This window comes from Nostoc sp. 'Peltigera membranacea cyanobiont' 232 (genome assembly GCF_002245985.1).
GTDB lineage: Bacteria > Cyanobacteriota > Cyanobacteriia > Cyanobacteriales > Nostocaceae > Nostoc.
On record NZ_NOLK01000107.1, the window covers coordinates 14,447 to 27,512 of the forward strand.

Consider the following 13,066-nt stretch of genomic DNA (forward strand, 5'->3'; position numbering starts at 1 on the left):
ATTTGTCATTGGTCATTAGTCATTTGTCATTGGTCATTTGTCATTTGTCATTAGTACTCAGGCAAAGGACAAATGACATTAGTATATTTACATAGCCCTGAAGAAATATATCTCAGGGCTTTTATTTAGCTAGGAAACAAATGATAGAATATAGACAAAATACGGGAAAAGCAGAGAAAAAGAAATTTTAAAGATTAAGTTTATACCAAGATAACAATGACATCATCTTCTAAAATTGCAGTTCGTGAACTACCTCTGTTCCCGTTACCCGAAGTAGTTCTGTTTCCTACTAGACCATTGCCTCTACACATCTTTGAATTCCGCTACCGAATCATGATGAACACGATTTTGGAGAGCGATCGCAGATTCGGTGTTTTGATGTTCGATCCAGTCAAAGGTACAATTGCAAACACTGGCTGCTGTGCGGAAATCGTTCATCACCAACGGCTGCCAGACGATCGAATCAAGATGTTAACTTTAGGGCAGCAGAGATTTCGTGTATTAGAGTATGTTCGTGAAAAGCCATATCGTGTTGGCTTAGTTGAGTGGATTGAAGACCAAGCACCAACTAAAGATTTGCATCCTTTATCAACTGAGGTAGAACAACTACTACGAGATGTTGTACGTCTATCAGGTAAATTAACCGAACAAAATATCGAACTGCCAGAAGATTTGCCCGATCTACCAACAGAACTATCTTATTGGGTGGCTAGTAATCTTTATGGTGTGGCCGCAGAGCAACAGTTATTGCTAGAAATGCAAGATACTGCAACTCGTCTAGAGCGAGAAGCAGAAATTTTAACTTCTACTCGTAATCACTTAGCAGCTCGCTCTGTTCTCAAAGATACGTTTAATGAAAAGTGAGGAGTGAGGAGTTTAGGAGTTAGGAAAAATAACAAATAATACAAGATTGACAACTTATAATTTATATTCCCTAACTGACAACTTCTAACTTCTCAGGAAAAAGCGCCGATCGGCAAAACATTGTAAGCGCCAAGAATTTTTAAAATCTCTGTGTGGATAGTTAATTCTGCTAAAGCAGATTGCATTTGTGCTTCATTGACATCTGCTTCTAAATCCATGAAAAACAAATATTCGCCTAGCGATCGCTTCGTCGGACGAGATTCGATTCGGCTAAGGTTAATTCCTCGTTGAGCAAAGATTTGCAAAGGTTTGACTAATGCTCCGGGTGTGTTGGCTGGCATACTAAAAGCCAGCGATGTGTGACTGGTAGGAACTTTTGATGTCTCGAATGAAGCGATCGCGTCACCCTGACTTACTACCCAAAAACGAGTACAGTTTTCTGGATAGTCGTTAATACCAGTGGCAAGTATGGGTAGGTTGTAGAGTTGAGCGGCTCTACTAGAAGCGATCGCTGCTGTTGTTGTCTCTTGCTCTAATCGCTGTAGTGCCTCGGTGGTAGAATTGCTGATAATAATCTGTACAGTTGGGAGAAACCGCTCTAACCATCCCTGACATTGTGCCAAAGCTTGCGGGTGAGAATAAACAGTTTTAATCTTATCTAAGCTAGATGCACAAGAAATTAAGGTATGAACAATCGGTAATACTAAAGCTAACTGAATTTGCAAACTGTCTAACTGCCACAGTGTATCCAGTGTTGTAGTAACACTCCCTTCAATAGAATTTTCTACTGGCACAACAGCTAGGTGAGCTTTACCATCAGCAACGGCACGCAGTGATTGTGGGATGGTGGGATAGGGAGATAACGTAGCTTCAACTCCCGTACTTTTAGTCAACCAGTTGAGATAAAGAACAGATGCTTGTTCTGTGTAAGTGCCGGGAGGCCCTAAATGTGCGATCGATAGAGTCATGCCTTTAGCCTTGAGTTGCGAGTTTAATGTGTAAACAAAGATTATGATATTTTGGGTTGGGCAAATATATCCAACATTTACTCTTAGTAAAAACTGTTATCTCTAAAATTAGTAATGAGCGTACCAAATTTTTGCTAATGCTGTATAGCTGATAAGCAACGATAATTTTGTACTTTTCTAATAATCAGATTTAAGTTGTTAAAAAATATTAAAATTAAGAGACAAATATTTTTATCCGCTCATGGCTACCCGGTTTACTGCCTCCCAATCGGTTGAAATCGCTGTTCCAGAGCAGCCTATTCCCATCCAGCACTACTTACGTCAGCCTCAACGTCTAGTTAGGGCTTTGGCTGACAACAGCCGGATTCAGCAGCTTTCTGAGGAAGTTTTTCGCTTGAAAATGCGTCCGCTCACTTTTATGTCATTGAGTATTCAACCGACTGTAGATATGAGAGTTTGGGCCGAATCAAATGGAATAATTTATTTGCGATCGCTACGCTGTGAAATTCTGGGTTTCGAGTATATTAACCAGCGCTTTGCCCTTAATTTAAAAGGGCATTTGTCTCCCAAAGAATTTAGTACTGGTACTCGTCTGGAAGGAAGGGCTGATTTAGAAGTGCTGGTGGATTTACCACCGCCATTTTCCTTTACTCCGAAGCCGATTTTAGAAGCTACTGGTAATGGTTTGCTCAAAAGCGTGTTGTTGTCGGTTAAGCAACGGTTATTAAATCAACTTTTGGCGGATTATCGCTATTGGGTAATATCACAAACTAAAGATAGAGGACTTGACAGTGACAGTACTGAATTGCCAATCCTGAATGCTGAGTAATCATTTAATCACTCAGCGTTCGGTACTTTGATTTGGCAAGGACGAAAAGACTGACGATGTAAGGGCGATGGCCCGTATTGTTGCAGAGCCAGCAAATGCTTTTGGCTACCATAACCCTTGTTACGCTCTAGGTTGTACATAGGGTATTTTAATCCTAGACGCAATATCAGATCGTCACGCCAAACCTTGGCAACAATACTAGCAGAGGCAATAACGAGCGATCGCTCATCCCCTTTAACTATTGTTTGTTGTGGCAAGAGCAAGTCTTTGATTGACTGATTGCCATCAACCCAGCAGATTGCAGGCTGTACCTTTAACTTCAGTACAGCCCGCTTCATTGCTAATAGTGTCGCTTGCAAAATATTTATCTTGTCAATTTCGGCAGTAGAAGCAAACCCAATTTTCCAGTCTATAGCCAGCCCACAAATTTGCTGTGCTAGCTGAGTTCTCCGAGAACTAGACAACTTTTTACTGTCTTTAATTTTAGCTGCAATCAGTATTGGCAAAGCACGATCTGGTAAAATCACTGCTGCTGCCACCACTGGCCCAAATAGAGCGCCTCGCCCTACTTCATCCACACCTGCAACCAATCCTGGAATCCCTGACAAGGTAGAAAACTCCAGCCAGTTGGATTGTTCCAAGGGCGTTGGCGATGTTTCTACCATAAAGCAAATTAATTATCCTCGATCGCTGAAGAACGACGGCGGCGGCGACGGCTAGCAGTGGCGGCGCTGTTGGCATCACTTTCATCTGCGATCGCATTAGCGGCACTGTTGGCATCATTTTCATCTGCGATCGCCTTGACGGAGGCTTTTGTAGGCAAGCTTTCCAAAGGATTAGCAATCAATTCAGATGGTTCAGTTGTCTCTTCTATCAAAGATTTTTGTTCTGGCTCAATAACTTTTGGTATTGGTAATTTGGTTGCAACTACTTCAGGTGTTGCTCTTTGGGCAATGGGTGATTCTGAGATGGATTCAGTTGGAGTCGTTCGCACTTGACCGGGCTGAATCACGTTAATAATCACAGACTTGGTATTTTTAACCTCTTGATCTAGCTTCACCAAGGGAGATATTCCCATCAAGGCAAACATATCCTGTTCCTGGAGGCTCATTTCTACAGTTCTAATTTCCGGTGGTTCTACCACTGGTTTAACTGGGTCTGCCTTAATAACTTTAGTGCGCTCTACAGTGCGTTCTGCTCTTTCACTCCAACCTGGTTTACCAAGGGTGGGTGAGGAAATCTCTGGTGCAACTCCTAATTCTGGTTCTATATCAAGGTCTAAATCTGGCTCGTTGGCAAAAGCTAGTGGATTGGCAATAACCCGAGATTCATCTTTCCCGTTTAACCCATTGATGCCAATTCGACTGCGGCGAGTGCGGGTACGACGCTTATTATCATTAAGTTCTTGATAACTAGGATGATTAATCAGATTTAAATTACTCGATTCCGAGTCGCCGTCAAATGCTTCCCCAAATCCATCATAAGTTTCTCGTGGTTCCGGGATGCGGGCAGATGGCTGACGTGGTTCTCGGTGAGGTAGGGATACAAAGCGCTCACGCTCTGGTGTTTCTGCGGGTATTGGTAATCGGTTTTCGAGTTCTCCAGGCAGACGCACAGTATGTCCTAAACCGCCACAGGTGGGACAAGTTTCGCCAAACAATTCGTAAATATTTTGACCCTGACGTTTGCGGGTCAGTTCTACTAAACCCAATTCGGTGAGTTGGGCAATCTGGGGACGAGCTTTGTCTGCTTTAAGTCCTTTATTAAAGTGTTCGAGAACTTGCAGTTGATCGCGCCGTGATTCCATATCAATAAAATCAACGACGATTACCCCGGCGATATTCCGCAGACGCAACTGGCGAGCAATTTCTGTTGCAGCTTCGCAGTTTGTCCACAAAACTGTTTCTCTGGCTGTTGCCGATCGCGTGAAGGAACCTGAGTTAACATCGATTACGGTTAATGCCTCCGTCGGTTCGATGATGATGTAACCTCCCGAAGGTAAGTCTACTCTCGGTTTCAGGGCTTCTCTAATGGCAGCACTGATGCGGAAATACTCTAAAATTGGGGAGCGATCGCGGTGATGGTCAATCAACAATCCTTGCGGTGTTTGACCTCCACTCCAATTCTGCAAGTACTGCTTCACGCGCTTCAAGCCAGTACTAGAATCTACGACAATCCGATTGACATCCGCGCCGTACATATCTCGCAATACGCGCTGGATAAAGTCATCGTCTCGATTGAGCAGTGCTGGGGCACGGGTAGAATGCGCTTCCTGTTGAATCGCCTCCCATTGCTTTTGCAGCAACTCCAAATCTTCCATAATCGCTTCTTCTGGTTTGCCTTCGGCTTCTGTCCGCACGAGCAAACCCATTCCCGCCGGTTTGACCAAAATCGCTAGTGCCCGCAAGCGGTTCCGCTCGCTTTCACTTTTAATTCGTCGGGATAGATTTACGCCCCTACCATAGGGCATCAGTACTACGTAGCGTCCGGGTAAGGTGATGTTACCTGTGAGCCTAGGCCCTTTTGTCCCCGTTGGCTCTTTCATTACTTGCACCAAAACTTTTTGTTGTGGTGCTAATAGTTCTGTAATGGCTGCTGCGGTACGCTTTAGCTTCAATGGCCCCAAGTCGGTGACATGAATAAAACCGTTACGCTCTGGGTCGCCAATATTCACAAAAGCCGCATCTATCCCAGGTAATACGTTTTCTACTACTCCTAAGTAGATATCACCTATTTGGTGATGACCGGTAGCAACAACGAGTTCCTGTATTTGATCTTCAGAAAAGACAGCAGCAATTTGGTGCTGCTCCGCAATAATAATTTGTTTTGGCATTCAATTTCCTCAAAAATTGGCAGCACCAATAGGTCTGGAGGTTTGTTATCCCTTTGTTGCCCTTGCAACCCTCAAAAGGCGCTACTGATGATAAAAATCGCAAACTTGATGTTCTAAGTTAAATAGCTATTGGCGCTCTTAAGAGCGTTTTCACGGCGGATTATTCCAGAACGGCTGCATGTTTAAGCAATTAAATCAACCGTCTATGGTTGATTTGCAATGCAATACTCTCAATAAAGAGAGTTCTGAGTTGAAAGTTCTAAATCCTGAGTGAGTTTTTAACTCAGGAAGCTTTTTTTGAGAGTAACCGACTAAAGTCGTTAAGAAAAAGAAACTATTTCTATTTTCCATTCCCTGGATTTATTCTTAGGGTTATACTCAGCAACGCCAGCTGCTACCCTACTTTTAAGCCGCGCTTTGCGCGTCTGGTGAACGTCTGCAAATTGGCTTAACCTACAGCAATTGCTTACCCTACGGTAACACCAAGGGCGAACAACTCTAGAAGAGTAATGCACTAGCTCTTCGGCAATACTGTGGATTAGACATTCAGCAGTTGTTGAAAAAGTATGGATTTAGAGAAGCTAACCGAGCCTGCTGTTAGTTACTGATTCACAAGGTAGCTATAGAGAGAGTGTGTGTTCTTTAATCTGCCTCAGTTTGTCTGGGATAAAATCCTAGAAGTTGCACTCTAATATCTTTGCTTTCGCCCCCTGAACACCAGGGTAGTGAACCAGCTAATTCAATGCAGCGCCAGAAAATTTCTCTTCACCCCATTCTAACGCAACCTTGCTAAAAATCAATTCCGACGATGTGCCATGTTAGGACAACTACTAGCAACCTGCCCTACAGGGATTATACCGCTAAAATTAGCCGATTGCGGTGGATGTGCAGGAGTTGAAATTCTCTACTAGCCACTGTTCCTAGCATAAACAGGATTTGTTCGGGACGCAATAGAAAACCATCTTGGCGATAGCTACCTACATAACGAATAACAGATATAGATTCTGCAATGCTTTTGGGGGTTTTTACTAATTCCAGTTCAAATAAGCGATCGCGCAGATTTATTAACTGGCTCTTGCCTGACTTTGTTGTATGCTCGTACCAAAGCTCATCTTTGGCTTTGATGGTATCAATCCAGTTTTGCCATTGTATAGGTGTTGTTTCTTCAAGTGCTGCTACGGTAATTAAATATTCTGCGGTTTCTAGCAGTTGAGTCGCTGCCGGAGTTTTTAAATCTATCTGCTCCACATTATATATGGGTATGTCTGTGGGCATTTCCCGAACCAATTTTTCTCGAAAAGTATCGATGTCTACTGGTACAGTTAACTCAAAATCCGCAATTTCACCACTACTAGTAGCCCCTAGAGCCAAAGCCGTTGCTACAGAAATTCGCGGCATTGGATGAAATCCACCAGTAAAGGCAATTGGTAAACCTGCTCGCCGCACAACTCGGTCAAACAAACGGATTAAATCTAGATGGCTTACCAAAGCCATGTTACCCTGTTTTCCAAACCAAACTCGCAGTCTTTGGGCTTTAGTTGTGTTGGGAACAAACTCGCCGGCGAATTGTGGGATGACAGGTGATTCAATTACGACGTTATGACCAAAGTCAGTTCCACATACGCCACAGTGAGAACAACCTTCAAAAGAGCAGTCGGGGACAATTGCCGCTTCTAAGGCGCGTTGCAAGTCTTCTTGGAGCCACTTTTTATCAATCCCGGTATCAATATGATCCCAAGGTAGAGGAATATCTAGCGAGTGGGGAGTATAGAGAGACGCGATTAATCGCGTCTGTACAGGAGTGAGGAATTGGCTATTTTCCGCATCTGCCGATCTGTTCCGATCTTGTGCGTGAAACAAATTCCATTCACCATTTTCTACTTGGCGGTATTTCCAATCTAGATCGGCCCCGGCGATCGCATTTCCCCAAGCAGTAAAAGCTCGATCTAAATTTTCATACCAGGAATCCATCCCTGCTCCCAATTCCCAGGCGCGGCGGACTACTTTGCTCAAATTGCGATCGCCTCGTCCGACAAAATCTTCCATTGCCGAAATACGGACATCGGTAAAATTTACCTTCATTCCCTTCATCCGCCGGAATTCTTGCCGCAACAGGTTCTGTTTGCGCTTAAATTCTGTGGTAGAAACTGAGTGCCACTGGAATGGTGTATGGGGTTTGGGCGTAAAGTTAGAAATCGTCAGGTTAAAGTTCAGGGGTTTTCTGCCTTTGCCCCGACATTCTCGCTGTAGCCAGCTGACTGTTTCCGCAATACCCAAAACATCAACATCCGTTTCACCTGGCAAGCCAATCATAAAATACAACTTGATTTTATCCCAGCCTTGCTCCCAAGCGGTTTTCACTCCCCGCAATAATTCTTCATTCGTCAAACCTTTATTTACAATGTCTCGCATCCGCTGAGTTCCAGCTTCTGGAGCAAAAGTTAGTCCACCTTGCCGCGTACCTCCAAGGATATTGGCAATATTCTCATCAAATCTGTCTACCCGTTGGCTTGGCAGAGTCAGAGAAATGTTTTCATTTTTTAAGCGATTTTTGATTTCCATCCCCACTGCTGGTAGGGATAAATAATCAGAACAACTCAGAGATAGTAGGGAAAACTCATTGTAACCAGTTGCCCGCATTCCCTGTTCAATTGCTTCTACAACCTTATCGGGTTCTACATCCCGTGCTGGCCGAGTCAGCATTCCTGGTTGACAAAAGCGACAGCCACGAGTGCAACCACGCCGAATCTCAATGGTCAAACGGTCGTGTACCGTTTCTACGTAGGGAACTAAGCCAATGGAATATGCTGGTATGGGAGTTGCAACCCGTCGCAGAATTCGTTTTGGTACGTCAGGGCGACAAGGATGAACTGAGCCATCCTCTGCCATGTCGTAAAACTGGGGAACATATACGCCTGGTATCTGTGCCAAATCCAGTAATATATCTTGCCGACTCAATCCTGCTTGTTTGGCTTCTTCCAACACCAAACCAATTTCTGGCAGAAGTTCTTCTCCATCTCCAAGGGCGATAAAGTCGAAAAAGTCAGCATAAGGCTCAGGATTTGATGTTGCTGTTTGCCCACCAGCAAAAATCAATGGAAACTGAGACTGGAGATTCGTAAATTCTCCCACTGCTTTTTGCCTTTCTCGCCACGTCAAGGGAATTCCAGCCAAATCCAACATTTCTAAGATATTAGTTGCGCCCAGTTCGTAACTGAGACTAAAACCTAAAATGTCGAATTCTGTGAGCGATCGCTTTGACTCTACCGCAAATAATGGCGTATGAGTTTCGCGTAGTTTGCCTGCTAGGTCTTTTCCTGGGAGGTAGGAGCGATCGCACAATTGACGCGGTTGAGCATTCAAGATGTTGTATAGGATAATGTGCCCTAAATTGGATGCACCGACTTCATATACTTCTGGGTAGGTTAAGACCCAGCGTATTGCTGCCTTATCCCAAGCTTTATGTACTGCTAAACGCTCATTACCAAGGTAACGCCCTGGTTTTAAAATATCCGATGTTATTAATTTCTCAACTGCAACAGCCACTGTGCTATCTTCTAGCTACCTTAATTACAGCTACCAATCCAAACCTTAGCATTTAATTAGGTCTCTTAACATAATTTATCGTTGTAACTTATAACTCCTTTACATAAAGTCCACTTTTTAACTGACCTTTGTGCTTTTACATAAAGTTTATGTTGTAGCTAACTCAACTTCACCATCCAATATTTCAAACACTCTATCGAGTTGCGTTAGTTCAAAAATAATTCTAATTGACGGAGCAACAGCGCAAAGTCGGAAACCCCTTCCTAAACTAAGAGCTAGTTTGTGTATAGATAACAATGCCATCAACCCCGCGCTGTCTAACGATTCTACTGCTGCGAGGTCTACTACCAAGATGGAAATACCATTTTGTGCCAACGCTGTAGTCATATTTCGTTCAAATTCCAAGGCGTTTGTAGCATTCAAACACCCTTGGGGGCGAATGACTGCAATCTTGGGATAGTTAAGCACTGCTTGCATAGTTACATCCTATTGAGAATTATTGAAGCGTCAAGCTAAGGATTATTTGAACATAAACTCTATTCTGTTGCATCGACCATACGTCTTAGCTCTCTTTGCTGAATCTTTATTTCTTTAGTATCTCTGTTTAAAGATTGTTATAATTCCAGGTTAAAATGTGTTCATATATACTTTTTTTTTATCTCAGTTCAAAAACAATCAACATAGACAGCCATAGAGCAAACACATCATCAGTAACTATGCTGATAAAACTTGCTTAGTCTATAACTCAAGCTAATTTAGCCAAGTCTTAACAGTAAGTTAAATCTGCCACTTGAGCGTTGCTGATGGCATACGCCAGAGTCATAGCGAATTATCTATTTAACTAATTTAATGTGATACATATCACATTAAATTTAGTATTTTGATCGCTCTTTATACTTAGAGATATCTGGGATAATCTAGTATCGTATTACAGTTGGATGTATTACTTATGAGAACTAAGTACGCTATTCGTAAATTGGTAGAAAAAGCTCTTGACATTAAAAAACTAACTCCTGAGATCGAAAATGAAATCAACTCAGAACTGACAGAACTGGGTTACATTTCTGATGTTGACTATGAAGCTCTGGAATTATTAATGTCGGAGATGGATGCTGGTAGAATTAAGTTGGTTCCTAGCTTTGGATATTCCTAACTGCTTATGCATAGAGGTATGTCAAATGAATTTGATGAATACTGAAGTAATCAAAATTCCGAGTTAGTAAAACAAGTTTTAGTAAAAGCAGGTGGGATAATAACAATTCAAAATTCAAAATGACACTCTCTACGAGACGCTACGCGTAGCTTGCTTCCCCGCAGGGGTACGCTGGACTCGCTAACAAAATTCAAAATTAAAGACATTTTCAGACGCGGATTTAAACCCCGACTAGAAACTGGCGCTACATGTTTTGGTTGGGGTCTTAACGCCATATAGTTTGCTAAACGCCTAGAAAAAGTCCTCCCTATCTGTTTGCTAAAATTGTCCACAAGCAGAGTGAACTCGTTGCGAAGGGAGTTGATACGATCGATATGGCTGTTGGCGCTCCAGATAAACTGACTTCCAGTCATATCCTTTGCTCCATGTCTATTGAGATGCTTGCCATATTTGATGAATAAATTGATTGAGTTGCTGCTTGGCGAATGAATCAGGTTCGGTTTTTGGTTCTTTTGCTAAAATTTGGCTCAAGAAGGTAATTACTTCTGTGTCTAATGCTTGTCGAAATAAATTAGCAGGCCAAAGCAAGTCAGACGCATCACGCAAATCGGTAATTAGGGGTGATTCTTGAATCAAAGTAACCATTAATAAAGGACGTACCCAGCACAACTGGCGGGAAACTACAAATTGAATGACTTCTGCATACAGATTTTTGTCACCATGCTCTAAAGACACAATTTGTCCTGGTTGAAGAAAATCTAGGCTAATGTCCATGATTATGGAGTTTGGGCAGGGGCAAGGATTATTTTGCAACTTCCTTAATCTTAAAAATGAAAATGCGCTACGTTTAAGGAAGCTTATGTAAGATTAGGGTAGCACTCTCACGGCAACTATGTCTCAGACATCTGCCTCACAAGTAGCTATGCAAACTAAGTAGAGCAGTTTTTCTAGCATAGTATCTGAACAGAAATACTATAGAATAGGTAAATAACTGTTAAGCGATCGCTACACAGACACTTTGTAGTAGTGAATCAACAAGAAAAGAGCAAAGAGCCGTGTCAGTTGAAACTATTCAAAAGCCTTCCACAACCCGTAAGCTAGCGCCTCGGTATCGCGTTTTGCTCCATAACGATGACTACAACTCTATGGAGCATGTTGTACAGTCACTAATAGCCACTGTACCTAGCCTTACCCAACCCCAGGCTATTAGCATCATGATGGAAGCCCATACTAACGGACTAGCTTTAGTCATTACTTGCGCTCTGGAACACGCTGAGTTCTATTGCGAAACCTTGATAAGTCACGGTTTAAGTAGCACGATTGAACCTGATGAATAGTCAAATAATTCGTAATTCGTAATTCGTAATTCGTAAGTAACAAGGGTATAGCAGCCCACACTAAATTAAAAATTTAGTGGAAAGTTCAGAGCTAAAATTGATTGTAATTACGGATTATTTTGACTTGTTTAGTATGAACAAAAACCTTGTCCGTTTAGCTGAACGCCCTGCCCCTATTAGGCTGGGTGCTTTTATTTTGACTTTACTGTTGCTATGGTTGCCATTGGCTACACCAATATACTTACTAGTACATGATTCAAACTTAGAAAGTATATTGACATTGGTATTGTTATATGTGGTGTTTATTTTTCTCCTGAGATTATGGGCCAAATATGTCTACCAGCAGCCCCAAATCCTACGGCATTATGGCTTAGAATTCACGCGGCAAAACGGTGTGGATTTACTACGTGGTTTGGCTCTGGGGATAATTAATATTCTGATCCTTTTTGGGGTAGAAAGTTTGTTAGGTTGGTTGGTGTGGCAACAACCGAAAGTTTTTTTGGTGAAAGTTGTTTTAGAGGGTTTACTTGTTGGCTTAGGTGTTGGATTTGCTGAGGAATTGTTATTCCGAGGCTGGTTGCTAGATGAATTACAACGAGATTACAGTCCGCGTGTGGCACTGTGGACAGATGCAACTGCCTTTGCTACATTGCACTTTATTAAACCCTTGGAGGCAATTATTCATACACTGCCGCAATTTCCAGCTTTAGTACTGCTGGGGTTAACGCAAGTATGGGGAAAGCGTTGGCGGAGGGGACGCTTGGGTTTACCAATTGGTTTGCATGGTGGTTTAGTTTGGGGCTACTACATTATTAATGTGGGTAAATTAGTGAAATATTCTGGTGAAGTTCCTGATTGGGTAACTGGTGTGAATAATAATCCCCTGCAAGGAGTGATGGGGGTGTTGTTGATGAGTGTACTAGCTTTGGGGATATGGGGGCGAACTGAGCGATCGCGTCATATATGAAAATAGAAATATTAATGATCTCAGCTATTTGTTTATGAAAAATCAGCAGACAGATAGTGATTTTTGGATGCAGTGGGTATTAGCAAATGCTACTAGCCTCTGTGTAGGTCTTCTTTACTTTCCATTTATTTTTCCATTTAATTTTCTTGCTTCATTAGTGCCTGGTCTAGCCCAATGGTTAATATTAAGAAAGCAAATTAGTGGACTCAGTAGATGGTGGATATTAACTAATATTGTTGGTATTATCATATATGGATTGATTGGCTGGAAACTTCAAATTAACGGTAGTTTTAGTGATTTGTGTTATTATCTCAATACACATAGTTCTAATATGTGTGCAGTATTCTCTTACTCCATCAGTGGATTTTTTGGGGGATTTATCACTGGAGTGCAGCAGTTGTTTTTCTTAAGAAGATATGTTTCTTTATCTTACTTGCAAACACAGGGTTAGCGCGTCTCAAAACCTATTGACAAGAGGACTTACCTGATCAGCGATAAGGTGGAAAACAAAGTGACACCATCTGAGGTAGGGTAAGATTTAATTCATCGAACTGCCATATCAAAGTAAT

12 protein-coding genes are annotated in these 13,066 nt (G+C 42.2%); 6 read left to right on the top strand and 6 right to left on the bottom strand.

The features are described 5' to 3' along the window. The first annotated feature begins 216 nt into the window (after positions 1–216). The gene (locus CDG79_RS27680; RefSeq protein WP_094344974.1) at positions 217–864 is read left to right on the top strand and encodes an LON peptidase substrate-binding domain-containing protein; all 648 of its coding nucleotides are present in this window, start codon (positions 217–219) and stop codon (positions 862–864) included. 92 nt (positions 865–956) lie between these two features. Here the strand turns inward: CDG79_RS27680 and pheA are convergent, their stop codons facing one another. Further along, complete coding sequence (gene pheA, locus CDG79_RS27685; protein WP_094344975.1) at positions 957–1,832, bottom strand: prephenate dehydratase; 876 nt, start codon at positions 1,830–1,832, stop codon at positions 957–959. A 241-nt stretch (positions 1,833–2,073) separates the two neighbouring features. On the opposite strand from pheA, the gene CDG79_RS27690 reads away from it, so the two are divergent. Continuing rightward, on the top strand, positions 2,074–2,661 hold the full coding sequence (locus CDG79_RS27690; RefSeq protein WP_094344976.1) for a DUF1997 domain-containing protein: 588 nt from the start codon (positions 2,074–2,076) through the stop codon (positions 2,659–2,661). An 8-nt stretch (positions 2,662–2,669) separates the two neighbouring features. On the opposite strand, the gene CDG79_RS27695 is transcribed toward CDG79_RS27690, so the two are convergent. The 4 genes from CDG79_RS27695 to CDG79_RS27710 all read right to left on the bottom strand — a co-directional run bounded on the left by CDG79_RS27695 (position 2,670) and on the right by CDG79_RS27710 (position 9,517). Beyond that, positions 2,670–3,326, bottom strand: coding sequence for a ribonuclease HII (locus tag CDG79_RS27695; protein WP_094344977.1), 657 nt, complete (start codon positions 3,324–3,326; stop codon positions 2,670–2,672). Between the two features lie 8 nt (positions 3,327–3,334). Beyond that, positions 3,335–5,494 carry an Rne/Rng family ribonuclease gene (locus CDG79_RS27700; protein ID WP_094344978.1) on the bottom strand — a complete coding sequence of 720 codons (2,160 nt, stop codon included), beginning with the start codon at positions 5,492–5,494 and terminating at the stop codon, positions 3,335–3,337. A gap of 852 nt (positions 5,495–6,346) precedes the next feature. Then, positions 6,347–9,040: a TIGR03960 family B12-binding radical SAM protein gene (locus CDG79_RS27705; protein WP_094344979.1), complete on the bottom strand. Its 2,694-nt coding sequence runs from the start codon at positions 9,038–9,040 to the stop codon at positions 6,347–6,349. A 147-nt stretch (positions 9,041–9,187) separates the two neighbouring features. Further along, the gene (locus tag CDG79_RS27710; RefSeq protein ID WP_094331165.1) at positions 9,188–9,517 is read right to left on the bottom strand and encodes an STAS domain-containing protein; all 330 of its coding nucleotides are present in this window, start codon (positions 9,515–9,517) and stop codon (positions 9,188–9,190) included. 472 nt (positions 9,518–9,989) lie between these two features. Between CDG79_RS27710 and CDG79_RS27715 the strand changes: the two genes are divergently transcribed. Next, positions 9,990–10,193 (top strand): hypothetical protein, encoded by a 204-nt coding sequence (locus tag CDG79_RS27715; RefSeq protein ID WP_094331166.1) that lies wholly within the window; start codon positions 9,990–9,992, stop codon positions 10,191–10,193. Between the two features lie 429 nt (positions 10,194–10,622). Here CDG79_RS27715 and CDG79_RS27725 read toward each other — a convergent pair whose 3' ends face one another. Beyond that, positions 10,623–10,967 (bottom strand): hypothetical protein, encoded by a 345-nt coding sequence (locus CDG79_RS27725; protein ID WP_189525156.1) that lies wholly within the window; start codon positions 10,965–10,967, stop codon positions 10,623–10,625. 281 nt (positions 10,968–11,248) lie between these two features. On the opposite strand from CDG79_RS27725, the gene clpS reads away from it, so the two are divergent. The 3 genes from clpS (at position 11,249) to CDG79_RS27740 (ending at position 12,948) form a co-directional block, all read left to right on the top strand. After that, positions 11,249–11,530, top strand: coding sequence for an ATP-dependent Clp protease adapter ClpS (gene clpS, locus CDG79_RS27730; RefSeq protein ID WP_094344981.1), 282 nt, complete (start codon positions 11,249–11,251; stop codon positions 11,528–11,530). Positions 11,531–11,663: 133 nt separating this feature from the next. Then, positions 11,664–12,497, top strand: a complete 834-nt coding sequence (locus CDG79_RS27735; RefSeq protein WP_094344985.1) for a CPBP family intramembrane glutamic endopeptidase — start codon at positions 11,664–11,666, stop codon at positions 12,495–12,497. Between the two features lie 34 nt (positions 12,498–12,531). Further along, positions 12,532–12,948: a hypothetical protein gene (locus CDG79_RS27740; RefSeq protein ID WP_094344982.1), complete on the top strand. Its 417-nt coding sequence runs from the start codon at positions 12,532–12,534 to the stop codon at positions 12,946–12,948. The last annotated feature ends 118 nt before the right edge of the window (positions 12,949–13,066 follow it).